The organism is Paraburkholderia madseniana (assembly GCF_009690905.1).
GTDB classification, from domain to species: domain Bacteria; phylum Pseudomonadota; class Gammaproteobacteria; order Burkholderiales; family Burkholderiaceae; genus Paraburkholderia; species Paraburkholderia madseniana.
Window position 1 is genome coordinate 1 of sequence record NZ_VOSW01000112.1, and the last position, 18,658, is coordinate 18,658.

General features: G+C 60.1%; 15 protein-coding genes and 2 pseudogenes. 7 read left to right on the plus strand and 10 right to left on the minus strand.

What is annotated here, in order from left to right; genetic code table 11:
* Positions 1 to 372: 372 nt before the first annotated feature.
* Together FSO04_RS37970 and FSO04_RS37975 are read left to right on the plus strand one after the other, a co-directional pair.
* Entirely contained in the window at positions 373 to 783 is a 411-nt protein-coding gene (locus FSO04_RS37970; protein WP_154566601.1) for a VOC family protein, read from the plus strand.
* A gap of 517 nt (positions 784 to 1,300) precedes the next feature.
* Positions 1,301 to 1,972, plus strand: a complete 672-nt coding sequence (locus FSO04_RS37975) for a c-type cytochrome (RefSeq protein WP_154566602.1) — start codon at positions 1,301 to 1,303, stop codon at positions 1,970 to 1,972.
* Between the two features lie 408 nt (positions 1,973 to 2,380).
* Here FSO04_RS37975 and FSO04_RS37980 read toward each other — a convergent pair whose 3' ends face one another.
* Positions 2,381 to 4,312, minus strand: coding sequence for an NHL repeat-containing protein (locus FSO04_RS37980; protein WP_154566603.1), 1,932 nt, complete (start codon positions 4,310 to 4,312; stop codon positions 2,381 to 2,383).
* 270 nt (positions 4,313 to 4,582) lie between these two features.
* On the opposite strand from FSO04_RS37980, the gene FSO04_RS37985 reads away from it, so the two are divergent.
* Both FSO04_RS37985 and FSO04_RS37990 read left to right on the plus strand, forming a co-directional pair.
* Positions 4,583 to 5,122, plus strand: coding sequence for a hypothetical protein (locus FSO04_RS37985; protein WP_154566604.1), 540 nt, complete (start codon positions 4,583 to 4,585; stop codon positions 5,120 to 5,122).
* A 305-nt stretch (positions 5,123 to 5,427) separates the two neighbouring features.
* A pseudogene (locus FSO04_RS37990) lies at positions 5,428 to 5,661 on the plus strand (altronate dehydratase); the annotation flags it as partial.
* Positions 5,662 to 5,965: 304 nt separating this feature from the next.
* Here FSO04_RS37990 and FSO04_RS37995 read toward each other — a convergent pair.
* Positions 5,966 to 6,373: a lysozyme inhibitor LprI family protein gene (locus FSO04_RS37995; protein WP_154566605.1), complete on the minus strand. Its 408-nt coding sequence runs from the start codon at positions 6,371 to 6,373 to the stop codon at positions 5,966 to 5,968.
* Between the two features lie 203 nt (positions 6,374 to 6,576).
* Positions 6,577 to 6,777: an NUDIX hydrolase gene (locus FSO04_RS46575; RefSeq protein ID WP_166618333.1), complete on the minus strand. Its 201-nt coding sequence runs from the start codon at positions 6,775 to 6,777 to the stop codon at positions 6,577 to 6,579.
* A gap of 102 nt (positions 6,778 to 6,879) precedes the next feature.
* On the opposite strand from FSO04_RS46575, the gene FSO04_RS38005 reads away from it, so the two are divergent.
* Complete coding sequence (locus FSO04_RS38005) at positions 6,880 to 7,629, plus strand: nicotinamidase (protein WP_154566607.1); 750 nt, start codon at positions 6,880 to 6,882, stop codon at positions 7,627 to 7,629.
* A 205-nt stretch (positions 7,630 to 7,834) separates the two neighbouring features.
* On the opposite strand, the gene argC is transcribed toward FSO04_RS38005, so the two are convergent.
* Positions 7,835 to 8,764, minus strand: coding sequence for an N-acetyl-gamma-glutamyl-phosphate reductase (gene argC, locus FSO04_RS38010; RefSeq protein WP_154566608.1), 930 nt, complete (start codon positions 8,762 to 8,764; stop codon positions 7,835 to 7,837).
* A gap of 130 nt (positions 8,765 to 8,894) precedes the next feature.
* On the opposite strand from argC, the gene FSO04_RS38015 reads away from it, so the two are divergent.
* A complete protein-coding gene (locus FSO04_RS38015) occupies positions 8,895 to 9,779 on the plus strand; it encodes a LysR family transcriptional regulator (RefSeq protein WP_154566609.1) in 885 nt (294 codons plus the stop codon).
* A gap of 165 nt (positions 9,780 to 9,944) precedes the next feature.
* Here FSO04_RS38015 and FSO04_RS47945 read toward each other — a convergent pair.
* The 6 genes and pseudogenes from FSO04_RS47945 to FSO04_RS38040 all read right to left on the minus strand — a co-directional run.
* A pseudogene (locus FSO04_RS47945) lies at positions 9,945 to 10,196 on the minus strand (nuclear transport factor 2-like protein); the annotation flags it as partial.
* A gap of 73 nt (positions 10,197 to 10,269) precedes the next feature.
* The gene (locus FSO04_RS38020; RefSeq protein WP_154566610.1) at positions 10,270 to 12,090 is read right to left on the minus strand and encodes a CPBP family intramembrane glutamic endopeptidase; all 1,821 of its coding nucleotides are present in this window, start codon (positions 12,088 to 12,090) and stop codon (positions 10,270 to 10,272) included.
* A 209-nt stretch (positions 12,091 to 12,299) separates the two neighbouring features.
* Positions 12,300 to 12,713 (minus strand): hypothetical protein, encoded by a 414-nt coding sequence (locus tag FSO04_RS38025; protein WP_174825333.1) that lies wholly within the window; start codon positions 12,711 to 12,713, stop codon positions 12,300 to 12,302.
* Between the two features lie 567 nt (positions 12,714 to 13,280).
* Positions 13,281 to 14,087 carry a sulfite exporter TauE/SafE family protein gene (locus tag FSO04_RS38030; protein ID WP_154566611.1) on the minus strand — a complete coding sequence of 269 codons (807 nt, stop codon included), beginning with the start codon at positions 14,085 to 14,087 and terminating at the stop codon, positions 13,281 to 13,283.
* A 33-nt stretch (positions 14,088 to 14,120) separates the two neighbouring features.
* On the minus strand, positions 14,121 to 15,788 hold the full coding sequence (locus FSO04_RS38035; RefSeq protein WP_154566612.1) for a bifunctional protein tyrosine phosphatase family protein/NAD(P)/FAD-dependent oxidoreductase: 1,668 nt from the start codon (positions 15,786 to 15,788) through the stop codon (positions 14,121 to 14,123).
* A 39-nt stretch (positions 15,789 to 15,827) separates the two neighbouring features.
* Complete coding sequence (locus FSO04_RS38040) at positions 15,828 to 16,715, minus strand: MBL fold metallo-hydrolase (protein WP_154566613.1); 888 nt, start codon at positions 16,713 to 16,715, stop codon at positions 15,828 to 15,830.
* Between the two features lie 291 nt (positions 16,716 to 17,006).
* Between FSO04_RS38040 and FSO04_RS38045 the strand changes: the two genes are divergently transcribed.
* Positions 17,007 to 18,347 carry a sigma-54 interaction domain-containing protein gene (locus FSO04_RS38045; protein ID WP_154566619.1) on the plus strand — a complete coding sequence of 447 codons (1,341 nt, stop codon included), beginning with the start codon at positions 17,007 to 17,009 and terminating at the stop codon, positions 18,345 to 18,347.
* Positions 18,348 to 18,658: the final 311 nt, after the last annotated feature.

An 18,658-nucleotide genomic window follows, 5' to 3' on the forward strand; every position in this document is an offset into this window, starting at 1 on the left:
CGGGTTATCAAGCTTCTCGGTTCAGAAACGGTTATGAAAGCGATGCGGGTGTGAAACCCGTATGCGACTCACCGTCCCCGCAATACATTCGGCACTGAATTGACGTTTGTCGTGCCGCAATCGACTCACCCCAATCTGCCAACGAGCCAGCGTGTCCTCAAATTTCCGCCGGCTGCGCGTTTTGACACACTCTGGGCCGGGCACTGCCTCATGCGAATCGCATAACCGCTTTGGGCTTGGACGGCGGTGGTCGGCAGCACGCGACCCAATGCCGTCCTTCGGGCGAGCGACATCTCAACGACCGCCCCCCTTTGCGGACATCCGGCGCTCGGAGGACAATGCCCTTGCGAATCTCTTCCGAGGCTGCGCAACATGGCTAAATTTAAGCCTGATGGATGGCATACCGTCACGCCCCGAATCGTCGTACGGGATCCGGAAAACCTGATCACATTCATCAAAATGGTGTTTCAGGCACAGGGCGAATTCCGTCGCGGGCTGCCTGCCGAAATCATGATCGGCGATTCTGTCGTGATGGTTAGCGGCGGAGACGGCCTTCGCGATCCGATGCCGGCATTTCTGTATGTCTACGTTGAGGACGCCGATTCGACCTTCCAGCGAGCGATTGCGGCGAATGCGATCTCGCTCGAAGTTCCGACCGACATGCCATACGGCGACAGGCGAGCGATGGTAAGAGATCCGTGGGGAAACACATGGCAAATTGCCACACACCACCGCGACCTCTCGGCTGCAGAGATCCGGTCAAGGTTGGCCAAGGACGGATAGGCCGATATTTGGAGAGCGGGCCAGGTGAAGAGAAATAAAGCGAAATGGGCGGATGCTGCGCGACTGACCCGCTGTAATATCAAACGGGCTTATCGCTGCAGTGGCTGGTATAGAAACTGATGCCATTGCCATCGGGATCATGCATCGAGAAATAGTGGTGGCCGTATAGCTCGCCATCCGCGATAGCGGTCACTCCGATACCAGGTGAATCGCTCGACCACGAATTTCCGCCTATGGCGATCCCGCGACACCAGTTCATCCGACAACTGCATGTCCGACATCGCTGACATCCTGCACATCCATCCTTCCAACTAGCACGTTTTTCGCGGCGAGCCACGCATCGGGACGACGCATCGTCGCGATGACGTTCCAGGCGTCGCTTGCAGACAGGTCAGTTATCGCCCCAGATAACAGATCCGTAATCCGCTCGACGCTCGCCGGTCAGAATCATCCCGGCAGAATCGTCCCATCGCGTCGTTCACCGGGCGCTTGTTCAAAGGATATCGGGAAGATCACGATGATCGGTTCACGTTCTGTCAACATGTTGCGCGCCGGCTTGCGTCCGCTTTCGGTTGCGGCGCTCGTCGGTCTCGCAAGTACCTGTCATGCACAATCCGCAGTCGCAGTGAATGCGCAGGACACTGCCGGGGGGACGAAGGCTCCGTCCATCGCAACCTGTGTCGCGTGCCACGGCGCATTGGGCGCCGGCACCGTAACCGGCGGGCCGCGGCTTGCTGGCAAAGATCCGGATTATCTCGCGCACGCATTGTCAATGTTCAAGGCGGGCACACGCGCAAGCGCTGTCATGCAGACGGTCGCACACAATCTTTCCGATAGCGAAATACGCGAGCTCGCAACCTTTTTCTCGAAGCAGAACCCGCCGCTTGTCGAAGGTGCGCCGCCGCAACAAAGCCTGGTGGTGGCTGGAAAGCAGCTCGCCGAGATGGGTGCAGGATCCGGCGTTCCCGCCTGTTTCAGTTGCCACGCGGCCGGCGGCAAAGGCAATGGCGCGCGCTTCCCTGGCATTGCAGGCGAACCGGCGGCGTTTGTCGTTGCCCGGCTACACGAATTTCAGGCGCGCGCGAAGGAGAAAACGCCGGCGCCGGGAACGATGACGGCCGTCGCGGCCACGCTGAACGACGCACAGATCGAAGCGGCTGCGGCTTACCTTTCGGTCACCAGACCTTGACGACCGACAACGCGTGATCTGCGCGTCAACATTGCGTCGATTGGCGTTGCAACTCAATACCTGACAGCGTTTGCGACGGGTTTCCCCGTACCGCAACCCATTCCCTTTGTGTCGAGTACAAATGCAATTTACTGTGTGGAGTAACGTCGCCGTGATATCGGGTCTGGTAGTGATGCTCGCCGGCTGCACCCTGAGTAGCGACGGCTCAAATTTGAGTGCCGCGCAGAACCCGCAGCTACCTGAATCCTATCCTTGCCAAAGCTTGCACGTTAAGCCGATGACTTGCCCACCCGGATAGGAAGGCACCGACCGCGTTCGCGACCTCGTCGACGGTGACGCGTGCGGCTTCGTCAAAGTTCGCCGCAACCTGGATGACCCGCTCAGAGTGGCGCACGTTGGTGGATGGGATCAGGGCGTCCAGCGATAAACAGTGATGCTGGAACCCTTAACGTTGTTCTTCGTGACCACGTACTCGCCCGTCGATCGAAGGTATGCCCTGATGCCGTACATCGAATCGATGGCGCTGCTGGCGTCGACGGTACCGGTGCTGGTGTTGACCAGCGTGGTGTCGAGATTGCCTGTAGCGAGATTGAAGGCGTCGATGTTCGGCAAAGCTTGCCCGGTGCCGAACCAGTAGCCGACGAATAGATAACTGCCGGCCGCGTCAATCGACTTGGCGCCGGCGTGGGGGAGCTTAATCACCGGATTGGGTGCCGTGGTGTTGCCCGCGCTCCAGCCGTGATACACCTCGATCCGCGTGCCTATCGACGTCCAGTCCGTACTCCCGACAACGCCCTGTCCGAGAATCATGGTGTCGCTGTCCGCGAGGTAGACGATGCGCGTCAACGGCTTAATGCTATCGGGAATGCGGATGGGAATACCGGGTCCCCATGTTGGCTTGCCGCTGGCGTCGAAGCCGGTCAGCGGGTAGTGGTAGATGTAACCGGTCTTGTCGAGGCCGGCCCACACGCCCCCGTTGCTGTCGATGCAGAATCCGTCCCTGACCGATGCAGTCGTCTTGAACGCCGGTCCGGGAAGCGTGGCGTCCGGTATTGCGATGTAGCCATTCGCAGCATTGAAGTGGAAGAAGTAGTAGATATCGGGATTCTGGCCGGATGCCACGAGGATCCGGTTGGCGCCGACGGTGGCCAGTTGACCGAAGTGCTCATCCCGTGAGCGATCGTTGATGTTGATGCGTGGATCGGATGGATAGGCGATGGGATCGACAGTGTTTGCTACGAAGGTTCCCCCAGCGGTGCCGGTGTAGATGTCGGTGCCTCCATAGAAGTAGACGCCGTCGGTACCCGGGTCCGGAGCGGCGATCCCCTCGAAGTTGAGAGACTGAAGCTTCCATTGCAGGCGACCAGAACTGTTGTAGGAGTGAATGTCGGTGCCGCCGTCGCGGCCGAGGTCCCAGCTTCCGCCCCAAGGGTTGTTGAGCACATAGAGGTTGCCTGCGGTGTCCTTGCCGATGCCGGCGACGCGGGTAAAACGCTTGTCGCCAACCTGGCCTTTGATTCCCGTCGTGGTGTCGAGATAACCACCCTGAATGCCGAATGTCCCGGCCAGCGTCGGCGTGCCCGAAAGCTTGTAGCGCTTGATGTTCATGTCGGGACCTTCGTCCCCGACCATGAGCTGCCCCGACGACGCATCGAAATTGAGCGCCGATGGCTGCGAGCCGCTTGGCATCCGGATGGTGTTCAACAGGGCGCCGGTTGGACTGAACCCGACGATCGAGCCCTCACTCTTCTGTGCGACCCAAACGTTGCCTGCGCCATCCAGTGCGAGAGCGCCCGGGCCCGTGATGTTGATGTCCCGCTGCCAGACACCGCCGGTAGTGAAGATCCGGACGCGATTGCCGTAGAAGTCGCTCGCGTAGAGGAGCGAGCCCGCCGTGGCAAGTCCGGTGACAACGTCGACCCGAGGCTGGTTGTTCAACGCGCTGATCTGAATCAATAGATCGCGAGCCTTGGTGGTGCGGTTGTATCGTCCCACCGCACCGCTTCCGTACGTTCCGCCGGGCTGCAATGCCACGAAGATCGACGTCGCGTTGCCCGTGATCGCACTGCCCTGAAACTCGCCATGCGCGCCCATCGAGCCGAGGCTCTTGCCGGCCTGGTAGATAGCGACGCCACCTTCGTACTCGTCCCACATGGAGGCCGTATAGATGACGCCTTCGGGCGAGACCCACATGGAACGCGCAGTGTTGCCCACGTGGGCTGCGAGGGTGCCATAGGTGTTCGCCAGCCAGTCGGTCGTGTTTCCTGCCTGACACGCCGGCGCAATCGTGGCTATCGCTGCGGCGAGGAGCGCAGCACGAATTCGTTTTTTCTCGACCATGACTGATGCTCTCCAGAATGTAGTGATCATTCACGTGAATGATCGGCCAGCCAGATTTCAAATTCGTGATCGGTGACCCACGTATGACCATATGCAACGCATTGCGCCTTTACAAGCCGCACGGCGACTTTGTATGCGGGCGTGAATCGCGGTCTCCCCTCGCCTTCGCGCGCAACAGGTAATATTTCGCGTTGTCCTGGCGTATCGCTATGCATAGCGAATGAATCCGGGTGTTTTGACCGTTACCAAAAAAACATAGGGGTGGACTCAATGAATCGAAAAGAAATCAAAGCCCAGGTCGTGCAGCTTCTATCGGATGGCGTTGCGAAATCCGAAGTGTTCACCAGGTTGGCGGGACAAGGCGTCAAGGATCGTCTGCTTGCATATCTCATCGCAGCGCACGCCGATCCTGAGCGGTGCCGTGCAAACCGCGGCCATTTGATTGCCGTTCGGGTCATCGCCTGGCTGCAGGTGATTGTTGGTTTGTTGGCGGGATATGCCGTTGGCAGCGAGATATCTGCGGTGGCGGGGTTGATCGTCGCGGGGGTGGCTGTAGCGATTTCCCTGCTGTTTGTCTGGGGTTTTTCGAAAAACAATGTCGGCGCCTATAACGCCTATCTGATTTTGACGATTACGCAATTGCCGAGGCAGTTCACGGGCTTTGCGGAACGTCCAGTGTCAACGTTGATTGGTTGTCTGCTTGGTGTGGGGTTGTTCGCCTATATCTGGTACGTCAGAACCCGGATCTTCCCTGATTTCAATTTCATTGCGCCTAAAAAAATGAATGGGAAGTACGTCTTCTCGGAGTAACCCATCGGGCAGTGACAGCAGCCGCGAAATGCCGTCTTTTGGGACGGCGAAGCTCACGGCGATCGCGCCCGTCTGAACGTGGCCATCGTCTGCCGACGATACGTCGACGAAGCGAGGGCGACGAGACACTGGCGCTGGCGTTACCCCCACGCCTTGAGCACGTGCGTCTTCCCTCCGATTTTGCCAGGCTGAATGAAATGGGTTTCCTGGCCCTGCAGCGTGCGCGTGGGCCAGGACTCGTTGCTCAAGTCGAAAGCTGGTGCCGCGAACAAGGCTTTTACCAAACGTAACGCATCAGGCTGGGTGCTCCATCGCCCTTCTTGAAACTTGCAACGAATACAGCGCTGCGGGAAAAACAGGAAGACGATATGGACATCAATTGCGGCGGCGTAGTTGATGGACGCATCTCGATTGCGCAGCTCGGAGACGCGATCTTCAAGCGCATGCTCGAATGTGCGTCCGGCGTCCCGTCGAAAAGTGAAGTGAACGGTTACGGACAAAACGAATTCGTGCCGTGGCAATTGGGCGTCATCACCTGAAAACTCGCTCCGCTCTATGGCGAAGGGTGAATTTGACAGACGAGGTTCGCGTTTGCGCGTGGACCTGGTCCCATGCAGTCGCAGAGATCGGCAGCACCTGCGGATTCCCGCAGCGGGGACAACTGGAAGGATCTTTCGCAATCCGCCGGACATCGGCCATGCGTGCAAACCGTCCGTATCAAGCGTTGTGGTCGAACCCGGTCCGACGGGGAACGCGCCCGCCATTCTTCAAGCTCATCTCGAGTTCTCGTCGAGAGCAGCGAAGATCGACTACTGAGAGGGCGCGGCGCGTCGACCGACTTGATTAGGGAGCGTAGTAGTTCAATTCATCGATCCGAGCACGAATCGCGTCCACATTGAGTGCCTCGATATCGGCGCTCGTCATCGATCCCCGATCGGCTCGCCATGGGCCGTTATCGGCTTGATGTTGCGCATCGCGATAGGCCAGCCACTGACGCTGGGCATTGCGGATCAGCATGCGCGATTGCGGATCGGCGTTGCGCATGATCCGTTGATACACGTCGTTCATGCGTTTGTCGTACGCAAGGTAAGCCTGGTGCGAACAGTCGGTCATGCCCGCCGTAGTCTGCCCCGCCGGTGTACCGAGACATGCTTCGGCCTGAGCCTCGATCGGGTCGACCTTCTTTTGCGCCGACGCTATGGGCAAAGCAAGAGCCATCAGGATCAGAAAACTAACCGTTCGTGTCATCATCCGCCCTCGTCCGTTGACAGCTGCAAATGTGCAATTCGCATTTTGCCTGTGGTCAAGCAAAAGGTGTCCGTCGAATCTCGTAGGATCTTCCTTATGGTGGGCTCCTCAATATGCACATCCAGCGATATGCCTGCTTAGGTGCGAGCGGCCTGAAAGCCACCTCAATAGGCATTGATGCGTGGAGGTGTATGGAGGCGACGTTCCTAGAATGTACGAAACAACTCGTCTTTCGGATACGGTGGTGCCGGTTCCGGCATTTGATTTGGCGCATTCCGAAATGTTACCTGCCGGATGGTCGCTTCTTGCGGGCTTTCTCCTATTTCATTTCCGCCAGCGGGCAGGCTCCAAGTCTCACCAGACGACTTTTCCTGCAGCAGCGGTTTGCCTTCGTGATTATGAATCAAGGCTGCAACGGTGGCTTTCGACGAAACAAATGCATCAAGATGAAGTCTGGAATAAATTTGACGCCTCTATGATTGTGGCTTCAATCGAAAAGGAGATTCGTCATGGGAGAAAACCATCGTAGGACACTGATCAAGTCGACCGCCGTGCTTGGTCTGGCCCACCTTTGTGGCCTTGGAAGCCTGAGCGCTTTGGCAGCAGCGGCTGCGTCAGGCAAACACATCAAGCCCGGCAGCAAATCCGCATTGATCGTCGTGGACGTGCAAAATTGTTTCATCGATGGCGGAACGTTGCCGGTGAAAGGCGGCGCCGAGGTCGTGCCACTCATCAACGAGTTGGCTAGCAAGTTCGAGAACATTGTCATTACGCAGGACTGGCACACACCGGGACACGCGTCGTTCGCCAGTTCCCATCCCGGTAAGAAGCCGTTCGAGACGGCGCAGTTGTCGTACGGCACACAGGTCTTGTGGCCGGACCATTGCGTGCAAGGCACCGACGACGCCGCGCTCGACAAGGACCTTAAGCTGCCGACTGCACAAGTAATCATACGCAAGGGTTTTCACAAGGACATGGATAGCTATTCCGCATTTGAGGAAGCCGACCACAAGACAGAAACCGGCCTCTCGGGATACCTGAAGCAGCGACGTATCGACACCGTGTTTGTGACCGGACTGGCGACTGATTTCTGCGTCGCATGGACAGCAATGGACGCTCGCAAGGCGGGGTTCGAAGCTTACGTCATCGAAGACGCAACGCGTCCGATTGACCTCAACGGCTCACTTGCGATTGCGCGTAAAAACATGGATCGCGTGGGTGTAAAGCGGATTCAGTCAAAGGATATCTTGTCGACGTGAGCGAACGGCTCAGATTACTGCCCCGGATATCGCACAACCTTGCAGGCTAAGGTTGCGCCTTGGATGCCCAACGCGCCCAAGAATGGTTCAATATTTGGATGACAGGCTGTCAGCGGACAGTATGAGACATTCAACGGCCACGACCGGATTGGCAACAATCGTTGGCATATGGGTGCGGCCGAACGTTAGCTCAAGCCATCGGCCACTATTGCTGCGTGAGCATCAGGTTCAGATTCTGAACCGCAGCGCCGGATGCGCCCTTGCCAAGATTGTCGAAAACCGCGGACAGCAGGACGTGACCGTGTTCCATGTTAGGAAATACGCTTAAGCGCATGTCGTTCGTACCGTTCAGCACTTGCGGATCCAGGTGCTTTAAGACGCACGATTCGTGCAACGGCGAGACACGTACGTGGGCCGCCTCGGCATAGTGACGTGAGAGACACGCGTGTAACGTGGCGCCATCCACGCCGGGCGCCAGCAGCCGCAACTCCAGGGGCACCGTCAGCACGATGCCCTGGCGGAACGCGCCATACGCAGGGACGAAGATCGGACGCTGCACGAGCCCGGAGTGCTGCTGGATCTCCGGGGTGTGCTTGTGCGCGAGTTCCAGACCATATACCTGGTATGAAGGCGCGTTGACGGCACCCTGCCCCTCATGTTCCTCCACACCGGCACGCCCGCGTCCGGAGTAGCCGGACACGGCATGAATGCTGATAGGGTAGTTGCCTGGTATGAGCCCAGCCTGCAACAGGGGACGCAGCAAGCCAATTGCACCGGTCGGATAGCAACCGGGATTGGTGACACGACGTGCGCTCGCAATCCGCTCAGCCTGTCCCAGCGTCATTTCCGGAAAGCCGTATGTCCAGTTCGGCCGTGTGCGGTGGGCGGAACTTGCGTCGATTACTCTGACGGCAGGATTAACAATGGCCTCCACTGCCTCGCGCGCGGCGGCATCAGGCAAACAGAGGATGGCGATGTCGCAGGCGTTAATGGCTTCTGCGCGACGCCGTGGATCTTTGCGCTCCCCAGCGGCAAGCGTGAACAATCTAAGGTCGGTCCGGTTGCGCAGCCGTTCGTGGATTTGCAATCCGGTGGTGCCTTGGTCGCCGTCGATGAAAACAACGGGAGAGCTCATACGTGGAATACTCCGGTGACTATAGGTTTGTAGCAGGCAGAACGAGCCCTTATGTTCCACGGACCGCTAGAATAGAGAAAGTTGAATTTCATAACGTGAATATTCAGTTTTTCTGAATCTGGACGTCGACATGCGAGAGATCAGCCTGGACCGCTTGCGCACTCTGGTCGCCATTACCGACCGTGGCTCATTTGCCGATGCGGCGCGTGCATTGCACCTGGCGCCGCCAACGGTCAGCCTCCACATCGCTGAACTCGAAGACCGCATTGGGGCTCCACTCCTGTCACGGAAACGCGGACATGTAAGGCCGTCGGCGATAGGAGAGGTGCTGGTGGAGCGCGCGCGCCGACTGCTGGCCGATGCGGAGCAGGCGTTAGACGATATTCAACGCCAGGTGCAGGGGCTCGAAGGGCGCGCGCGTCTCGGTGCGTCGACCGGCGCGATCGCGCACCTGTTGCCGCAAGCGCTTGAGGTGCTGCGCCAGCACCATCCCGCTATCGACATTCAGGTGGCAGTACTCACTTCGCATGAAACGCTGTCCCGACTGGCGGATGGAACGCTGGATGTTGGGCTCGTCGCACTGCCTCAGCCCCCGGTGGCTGGACTCGTGATAAAGCCCTGGCGCCGCGACCCCGTGATGGCCTTTGTGCCGGCGCATTGGCGGTGTCCGGCCCGCGTCACGCCTGAATGGCTCGCCGCCCAACCGCTCATTCTCAATGACGCAACCACGCGTCTCTCGCGTCTGACTGCGGAGTGGTTCGCGACCGGGGGGCACCACCCCGCGCCGCGCATTCAGCTCAACTACAACGACGCGATCAAGAGTCTGGTAGCGGCAGGTTACGGCGCAGCGCTGTTGCCCCATGAGGCCACTACGCCATTACCCGACAGGCGCATTGTCATGCGTCCGCTGCGCCCGGCGTTGTGGCGTCGGCTCGGCATTGCACATCGTGCCGGGTACGTTGAGCGTTCCACGCAACACGTACTTGATGTGTTGTGGGATCTGCGAGTAGCGTAGGCGTTGCCATTTGCCGCTTCGGTTCATTCTCGCGGGGACAGTAGCCTTTTTGCACACCACGACGAACGAATGGCCAGGTTGTAGAAATTTGACTGACCGGATTGGGTCCCAATTCTGCCACTTGTCTTGCTCAATAGCCGTCATTCGTTGAGGCAGGCGCGTCGCTCACTCGATACGCTCGACAAATTGCGTGCGATCAAATGGAGCCGTGTATGGATCTGGCCAGAATTCGACCATGCGGGTGATTTTGCCGTGTTCGACCGTAAAGAACGAGATTGCTCGTGCACGCAGGACGCCATCGGTGACGAACACATCCGACACAGCCTCTTTTTCACTCCCGACGATGCGATTAATCGTGAAAACCCACGGGCCTTGCGCCGGGTATTCTGTGTTGAGTAGAGCAAAATTGGCAGCACCCGGTCCGACGCAAACGTCAGAGGATCGCCGCGCGCAGTATCTTTGCGAGTGGCACAAGGCGACCCCTGACCGGCTACGCTGCAGCCACGCTGTAGACAAAGATCGCGTTATTGATCGCGTGCAACAGGATTGGCATCGACAGCCCCTTCGTCTTCCTGGTCAGCCAACCGGCAATCAGGCCCATGACGAACAGGTAGATAAAATGGCGCGTGTCTTCGTGCATGCCGGCGAATATCGCAGCCTGCAGCACGTTGGCCCAGCCGAAGCTGATATGGCGCGACAATCCTCCTAACAGGCAACCGCGGAACACCAGTTCTTCGATTACTGGCACGAACACCGATAACACCAGCAGCGCGAGCGGAATGCCGCCGAGCGCGATTGCACCGTGCGCCAGGTTCACCGCCCACGAGTTCGGAGCAAAGCCGTGCGGAACGTTGTGCCGAGCCAGCAAGTGGGGGATCTGATAGATGCCGTACGCGGCGACAGGTACCAACATCCACGTCCACTTCCATCGTCCACTGCCGAGCCATTCGCGCCATCCGATCAGCCGACCGACTGCCGCTAGCCCGAGCGCGCTGAAAAACAGCGTCCACAAATGTGAAATCGCAATGCGATTCGAGGCATCGATGCGCACTACGCCGCTGCCGGTCGGCGACAGCGCCGCCGTGCCCATGCGAAAGATCGTGACGAGATAGAGCGCCATGGAAAAGACGCCCAGCCCCCACCATGCGTGCCGCAAACCTATCCGCGCGAAGAGTGGTGTGGACGCTTTTCCGACGCGTTGCCGGACCGTACCACGGTAATGCACCGGGAAGAGCAACAGGCCTGGCGATGCAAGATAGAGCGCGAGCATACCGAACAGGCCGGCCGCGAGTGGGAGCAAATCGGCGCGGGCGGCGATAGCCGGATTGAGGTCAAGCAGATGCGCGTACGCATACGCGAACGGCGTGGCCTTACCGGTCTTCTGGTACTGGTCGCGGATAATATCCGCAGCTATCTTCGCGTCGCCCACATCGAATGCAACATCAAGGCGAAGCTGCTGGTTTTGCGGAGACTCGAATTTATGCGACGCGGTGTCAGCGGTCAGAGCCGCTTCCGCGGCTGCTGAATCGCCGGCACGCTGTAGTACACGCGCCGTCGTATAAGCGTCGATCTTAAGTCCTGCGCGTTGGGCGCGATGAAACTCGTCGCTCGCTTCCGTGCCAGGCAGCACTTCGACAGCCGTATTGATGCGTATGGCTTCCTGCCATGGTGTCTTGGCAACGGGCGCCGCCGCCAGCAGCTTGCTGGCATCGCGTGCGCGACCCGTTCTCGCCAGGTACCGCATCGCGTCGATCAGGCGATCATTGGCCGGATCGAGCTGCACCGCGAGAACCGCCTCCTGCCCGGCCCGGATGTCGTTTTTCGTGGTTGCGTAAGCGCGTGACAACGCGGCATGAAGACGCGCGCGCTGCGCCGCGCTCCAGCCAGTCGACTTGGCGACAAGCGGCTCGCCATATGCGACCGCTTCTGCGCCGAACCGATGTTCGAGCAGATAAAGTGCCGCTTCGGGATCGGTTGCAAACTCCTTGTTGAGCGCGGCGCGACAAGCTTCCAAGTCCTTCCCGGCGACGTCGCTCCAGCTCAGATCCTCCGACCACGCGAAGCGCTCGATGAATTTGCATTGCGCGAGAAGAAGCGACACATCGCCGGGGCTTTTGCTCTGAGCCTGACGATAAAGGTCGAGCACCCGCTGGTAGCTGCTCTTTTCCTGGTCGACGACGAATTCGGCGGCCTGCTCCGGCGCGCGGATTTTGTCGGGCGACAGGCGGCCCGCGTCGGCTGCAACGGCATGGCCCGTCAGTAGTGCGCTGCCTGCGATAAGGAGGCAATATTTAAGGGTTCCAGCGAGCATGGAAGCAGATGGCAGACTGAGCCAATGAGATTGCGGACCTTTTGCGCAGCTGACGTACGCGCTTTGGGTTGCCGGAGCACGCCGACGGCGCATGTCCATACGCATGCTTACCTCTCTGGGACACAGTATTGTTGTTCGCGCCGCAACCAATGGCGCTTGTGGCGCAGAGCGCGCCACAAGCGCCGAGTCCCCGGACAATGCCGCGCCGGTTACTTGGCGACAACGCCGGCCAGATGCCCAATCCCATCTGCCGTCTGCACACCCACGTTCCTCGCGACAACACCCAGGCCACCCACCACCGTGACGCCTGTGTCGGCCACCTCGAACTCGGTTCCGGCGACCGTGACCGTCCCCTTGATGTGGTCGCTGCCGGCGAGTGCGCCGAAGAGTATCCGAGCCGCAACGGGGCGTGTCTTGAATTCGCTTACGTGAAGTGCGACCGGAGCGCCCGACGCCGTAACCGGAATACCTATCTTCGTCATCTCGGCATGGAAGGCCCCGAGAAGGTCCGTTTTCGCTTCAGAAGAAATGTCGAACGATCCCGTATCGATCTGCAATTCGCTCACACCGCCTGTAAGTGCGACGCTTACATCGTGCCCCCGGTCGGCGGGTAGAGGAGTCATAGTTGGCGCTCCGGCACACGCGGCAAGGAGAAGGACGCAGATCGCTGAGAGCGAGATAAAACGCATTTTTGTGTTTCCGGATTTATTGTTAATAAGTTGATGACCGACAGTCCCCGGTCAAGGCCTCAGCCACGCAGAGCATTCGAATTTTCAGGCAACGCGTTTGCAGTGTTGCCATTGGACTGATGATTGAATATCGGCTGCGGGAGATGACTTCTTTAGCGTTCTCGTGTTACTCGGCATCAGTCTGCAATATCAAGGAGATGTGCTCCCCGTACGCAACGTCAATTGTCGACCCGTCATTATCAATACCAACCCTGCAACGATTTCCCTTCACTGTAGTTGGGCAATTTGGCGCGGATTGTCGTCAATCTAGCTGGTAACGTCGAGCGTCTGAAACTGGCCGCGCACCGTCTTACGCAAAGGGCATACGCAATGCGAACCTTGCAAAGCTGCAATCGGCAGAACGCGACCCGATTGAGACCTTGAGGTGAGTTTCCCAAGCGTCCGTTCCGAAGTTGACATGAGACGATCGACTGCCACACTTCTAATGTGTCGGCGCCAGGGTCACCTACCCAGTGCGGCTTTTGCCATCAGGCCGAGCGCCACACAGATCAACACGCCTCCGAAACCTATCTGTACGTGCTGCGCGGAGAGACGGTGCGAGGCCAGCCGCCCGGCCACCATGCCGGCCGCTGTCGCCACGCTGAACCACAGCGTCAGCTCGAGCGGTAGCGGCGCGCCGTGCAGGATCGTCGCGACGACACCGCCGCTGCCGACCAGCGCGATCACCATCAGTGACGTGGCGACAATGCCATGCATCGACACGTTGGTCACTTTGCGCAGCAAAGGCACGATGATGAAGCCGCCGCCCACGCCGAGTAGTCCCGTCATCAGCCCGGTCAGCGCGCCGGTTGCAGCGAGTGCGGCCCCGGTGGTCCACGACCAGATCAGCCGGCCGGTATCGGGGTTCATGCGACCGACGCAAAGCCGTGAATCTGCACGGTCCGGCCGCCCGCGCCGCAAAGCCTGTGACAACAGCCTTCCGGCCACCACCAGCATGACGGTGGCAAACAGCGCCAATAGCACGCGTTGCGGTAACGCGTGGGCAAGGCGCACGCCGAGCGAGGTCAGCGGCACACCCGCTGCGGCCATGAACAGCGCGGCGCGGTAACGGACGAGCCGCTGCCGGAATGCTTCAAGCGCGCCGATCGCAGCGCTGCCCGCCACGGCAACCAGCGCAACTGGCGTCGCCTGCTGCATCGGCCAGCCCATGCCGGCCACCAGTGCCGGAACTGCGAGGATGCCGCCACCCGCGCCGGTCAGGCCGAGCACCGCGCCAACGATGGCGCCGAGGATAAGTGAAGTCAGCATGAGGAATCCGATAGGTTGTGAGCCACCGCTGCGTTAGCCCACGAGTTCAGGCTGCGCCAGCCACTCGCGCCCCTTGAGCATCCCCTGCCAGTAAAGCGACGGCAGGATGCGCTCCTTCAGCAACCACGCGAGTCGCGACGGGTGCTTGCCGTCGATCAGCCAGGTCGGCAGCGTCGGCGCGACCTTCCCGCCATAGAGGAATTCCGCGAGCACGATCTTGCCGCGTTCGACGGTCAGCGGGCATGATCCATAACCGTCGTATGCTGCCTCGCCCCGGACCTTCCCGAGGGCGGCAAGCACGTTGTGGGCGACGACTGGTGCCTGCTTGCGTGCGGCGGCGGCGGTTTTCGCATTTGGCGTGTTCGCGGCATCGCCGAGCGCGAAGACGTTTGAGTAGGTCTTGTGGCGCAGCGTCGCCTGGTCGACATCGACCCAGCCCGCCTTATCGGCCAGCGAACTGACACGGATGAAGTCCGGTGCCTTCTGTGGTGGTACCACGTGGATCATGTCGAACTCACTGGTCACCGATTCCACGCTGCCGTTCTCGAGTGTGCGCCTGAATATCGCGCGCTTGGCCGGCCCGTCTATCGCACTCAGGTTGAAGTCGAAGTTCAGCGCGATGTCGTAACGCCTGATGTATTCCATCAATGCCGGGACATAGTCGGCCACGCCGAACAACACAGCCCCGGCATTGAAGAACTGGACATCTATCTGCTCGAGCCGGCCTGAACGCCGCCAGTGATCCGAGGACAGATACATCGCCTTTTGCGGCGCCCCGGCGCATTTGATCGGCATCGGCGGCTGGGTGAACAGCGCGCGGCCACCCCTGAGCTCGCGCACGAGCTGCCAGGTATAGGGAGCAAGATCGTAGCGATAGTTGGACGTGACGCCGTTCTGGCCAAGGGTTTCCGGCAACCCGTCGATAGCATGCCAGTCCAGCTTCAGTCCCGGACAAACGATGAGCTGCCTGTAGCTCACCACCCGGCATCCTTCGAGAACAACCGAATTCTTTTCCGGCTCGAACGCAGCCACCGCGGCCTTGATCCAGTGCACCTTGCGCGGGAGCACGGCGGCCATCTCGCGGGCGGTGGTCTCGGGATCGAACACACCGGCTCCGACCATGGTCCAACCTGGCTGGTAATAGTGGACGTCGGCGGGGTCGATGATGGCGATGTCGAGGTTGCGCTCGCGCGCGAGCAAGCTCGCGGCTGCCGCCACGCCGGCGGCGCCTGCGCCGATGATCACAATGTCGTGACTGGCCACGGCGACTTCGACGGGAACCTTGCCGCCGTTGGCGATACGCCGCGCCAGCGCAGACAGATCATAGCCTGCTGCCCTGGCAGCGGCGACGATGTCCGGCAACGCCCGGCGGGGCGCTTCGGACAGCGCCCACAGCGTCGCGGCACGCATCCCGGTGCGGCAATAGGCGAGCACCGGCTTCGGCAGTGCCTGAATCAGTTCGCCGAACTGTGCAGCCTCGCCATCGCCGACCTTGCCGGACTCGATTGGCAGGTAGTGGGTCTCGATACCCTGTTCACGGGCCGCCGCCTCGATCTCGCTAAAGTTGGGCTGGTCGGAACCTTCGCCATCGGGGCGATTGCAGACGACGGCGCGGAAGCCAGCGTCCGCGATCGCACGCAGGTCGGATGCGGCAATCTGCTGTGATACCGCCAGTTCAGCCGTCAGTTTCTTGATGTCCATCGACTTCTCCTGTTGCTTCTACTAGCCAGGTGCACCGGCTCAGATTGCGTTGAGGGGAATCTTGAGATACGGCACTCCGTTATCTTCCGGATCGGGCATATGTCCGGCGCGCATGTTGACCTGCACCGACGGCAGCATCAGCACCGGCATGTTGAGCGTCGCGTCGCGCGCGGTGCGCATCGCAACGAAGGATTCCTCGCTGATACCGTTGCGTATATGGACGTTGTGTTCGCGCTCCTCGGCTACCGTGCTGACAAACTGCAAAGGCCGCCCGCCTGGCTGGTAGTCGTGGCACATGTACAGCTTCGTGTCCGCCGGCAGGCTCAACACCTTGTTGATTGACCGGTAGAGCGTACGGGCGTCGCCGCCGGGAAAGTCGCAGCGCGCGGTGCCGTAGTCGGGCATGAACAGGGTGTCCCCGACAAAGGCTGCGGTCTGCGCGCCGTCGCTCACCACAAAGGTCATGCAGGCCTGCGTATGGCCCGGGGTATGGATGGCGCGCGCCTGTAACGCTCCGACGGCGAATGTTTCGCCGTCGGAGAGCAGGCGATCGAACTGGCTGCCATCGTGCGCGAATCTCGAGCCGGCGTTGAAAAGCTTGCCGAACACGTCTTGTACGTGTGTCACCTGCGCGCCGATCGCAATCGTTCCGCCGAGTCTTTCCTTGAGGTAGGGCGCGGCGGACAGATGGTCGGCGTGCACGTGGGTTTCGAGAAGCCACTGGACCTTCGCGCCAAGTTCGTGAACGCGCGAGATGAGCTTGTCGGCTGTCGTCGTGGAGGTCCGGCCTGACTTCGGGTCAAAATCAAGGACGCTGTCGATGAGTGCACAGTCGCCCGTGCGGATATCCAGCAACAGGTAGCTGATCGTCCAGGTACCGGGGTCGAAGAAGCCTTCGACCTGCATAGGGCTCGTGGTATTCAACATCCTCTCCTCAAAAAATGGGGCTTCCAATGCGGCAGCGTCGGGGCAATCAGTACAAGAACCGTGCCATCGTCATTCCCATCTGACTTAAGACATATAAGATGTTGATTTTAATCAATATTTTTATCTACTCGGATTGGATTATGCCGTCCTCGGACGGCCAGCAGCGAGCGAAGACTGCCAGTTCTGGCAGTCAGATGGCAGTTATGGCAGTGCCGACGTATAGTGAGGTTTACCGGAGCCGCCGCCGTGAAATCCCCAAAGTCATTCATACCGATCACGCCCGTCGCGACGATGCCGGACGAACCGCCTCGAGCGCTGGATGTCGATGCACTCGTGTCATATCTGGAGCACGACGCTCAACCGATGATCGTGCTCGATCCCGAGTACCGCATCCTTGCCGCCAACACCGCTTATCAACGTCAGTTCGGCGTCGCCAGCCAGCCTCACCTCGGCCGCAAGTGCTACCAGGTTTCGCATCACTACGACGTCCCTTGCGATCAGGCGGGCGAGCACTGTCCGATGAAACGGGCATTTGAACTGCGCGGTCCCGACCGCGTGCTGCATATTCATCACACGCCTCGCGGGCCGGAGCATGTCGATGTCGAGTTGCGGCCGATTTTCAATGCACAGCGGGAGGTGGTGGCATACGTCGAGCGGCTCTCGACGGTGCGCGGCGCATCTGCCAAGCCGAGCGCGGAAGGCCTGGTCGGGCGCTCGACGGCGTTCAACGCGGCGATCTCGGCGCTGCATCGCGTCGCGCCTTCGATGCTGCCGGTCCTGCTCCTCGGAGAGTCCGGCACCGGCAAGGAACTGTTCGCGCGCGCCCTTCATGAGGCAAGCGAGCGAGCGCAACACCCATTTGTCGTTGTCGAGTGCTCCGGCATCACGGAGGCCTTGTTCGAGACCGAACTCTTCGGCTATGAAAAGGGGGCGTTCACTGGCGCAGCCGCGCGCAAACCGGGTCTCGTCGAGACCGCGCAAGGCGGAACGCTGTTTCTCGACGAAATCGGCGATGTGCCACTGTCAATGCAGGTCAAGCTGCTGCGGCTCATCGAGTCCGGCACGTTCCGCCGGGTCGGCGGCATCGAGACCTTGCGCGCGGATTTCCGACTCGTGGCAGCGACGCACAAACCGGTGCGGGAAATGATCGACGACGGCCGGTTCCGCCAGGACCTCTACTACCGCATCAGTGCATTTCCGATTCACCTGCCGGCGGTGCGCGAGCGCCCCGACGATATCGCGCTGCTCGTCGAATCAATACTCCAGCGTATCGATAGCACACAAGGCATTGCGGGCCGCAAGTTCAGCATTGCATCGGACGCGCTCGCGAGGCTCCATGCCTATTCCTGGCCGGGTAATATCCGGGAACTGCGCAACGTGCTCGACCGCGCCTGCCTGTTGGCCGACGACGGGGTGATCCGGATCGAACATCTGCCGGATGACATGGTGGCGGCGGAGTCGGCGCATCTGGGCAACAGCACGGGCTCACCCTCATTTTCGACACGCGGCGAGCTTACGGATCGTGAGCTTGTACGGTTCGCAGAGGAGTTCTCCGGGACACGCAGCGCGCTCGCTCAACACCTCGGGATGAGTGAACGCACGCTGTATCGTCGACTAAAGACGCGAAGGTGACTGGGCGGGAGGCAAGTCGGGTTTCGATAGACGGTGACAGTGGGGCAGGAAATGCTGGCGCCAACAATGACGTAATGATCCTTGCGCTACACCTCGACTATCCGAAAGAAAGTCGGCGATCGCGTGCGACCACAATTCCGATGCACGCCTGGCATCTCATCAACCAAGATCCTCGATTTGCGGGACACGGTTGCGCCGACGTGACAAGCCTCGAACGCACGGTATTACGGTGGGTGTCTCATGTCGCCGCCGAACTGGCCAGTCACCAACGCTACGTGGCTGACCGTAACTGGCCGAACTGAGACCAGGTC

What these genes read in the sequence shown, in the direction of transcription:
- FSO04_RS37970 (WP_154566601.1), top strand. Translation starts at nt 373, where the DNA reads ATGGCTAAATTTAAGCCTGATGGATGGCATACCGTCACGCCCCGAATC.
- FSO04_RS37975 (WP_154566602.1), top strand. Translation starts at nt 1,301, where the DNA reads ATGATCGGTTCACGTTCTGTCAACATGTTGCGCGCCGGCTTGCGTCCG.
- FSO04_RS37980 (WP_154566603.1), bottom strand. Translation starts at nt 4,312, where the DNA reads ATGGTCGAGAAAAAACGAATTCGTGCTGCGCTCCTCGCCGCAGCGATA.
- FSO04_RS37985 (WP_154566604.1), top strand. Translation starts at nt 4,583, where the DNA reads ATGAATCGAAAAGAAATCAAAGCCCAGGTCGTGCAGCTTCTATCGGAT.
- FSO04_RS37995 (WP_154566605.1), bottom strand. Translation starts at nt 6,373, where the DNA reads ATGATGACACGAACGGTTAGTTTTCTGATCCTGATGGCTCTTGCTTTG.
- FSO04_RS38005 (WP_154566607.1), top strand. Translation starts at nt 6,880, where the DNA reads ATGGGAGAAAACCATCGTAGGACACTGATCAAGTCGACCGCCGTGCTT.
- argC (WP_154566608.1), bottom strand. Translation starts at nt 8,764, where the DNA reads ATGAGCTCTCCCGTTGTTTTCATCGACGGCGACCAAGGCACCACCGGA.
- FSO04_RS38015 (WP_154566609.1), top strand. Translation starts at nt 8,895, where the DNA reads ATGCGAGAGATCAGCCTGGACCGCTTGCGCACTCTGGTCGCCATTACC.
- FSO04_RS38020 (WP_154566610.1), bottom strand. Translation starts at nt 12,090, where the DNA reads ATGCTCGCTGGAACCCTTAAATATTGCCTCCTTATCGCAGGCAGCGCA.
- FSO04_RS38025 (WP_174825333.1), bottom strand. Translation starts at nt 12,713, where the DNA reads ATGACTCCTCTACCCGCCGACCGGGGGCACGATGTAAGCGTCGCACTT.
- FSO04_RS38030 (WP_154566611.1), bottom strand. Translation starts at nt 14,087, where the DNA reads ATGCTGACTTCACTTATCCTCGGCGCCATCGTTGGCGCGGTGCTCGGC.
- FSO04_RS38035 (WP_154566612.1), bottom strand. Translation starts at nt 15,788, where the DNA reads ATGGACATCAAGAAACTGACGGCTGAACTGGCGGTATCACAGCAGATT.
- FSO04_RS38040 (WP_154566613.1), bottom strand. Translation starts at nt 16,715, where the DNA reads ATGTTGAATACCACGAGCCCTATGCAGGTCGAAGGCTTCTTCGACCCC.
- FSO04_RS38045 (WP_154566619.1), top strand. Translation starts at nt 17,007, where the DNA reads ATGCCGGACGAACCGCCTCGAGCGCTGGATGTCGATGCACTCGTGTCA.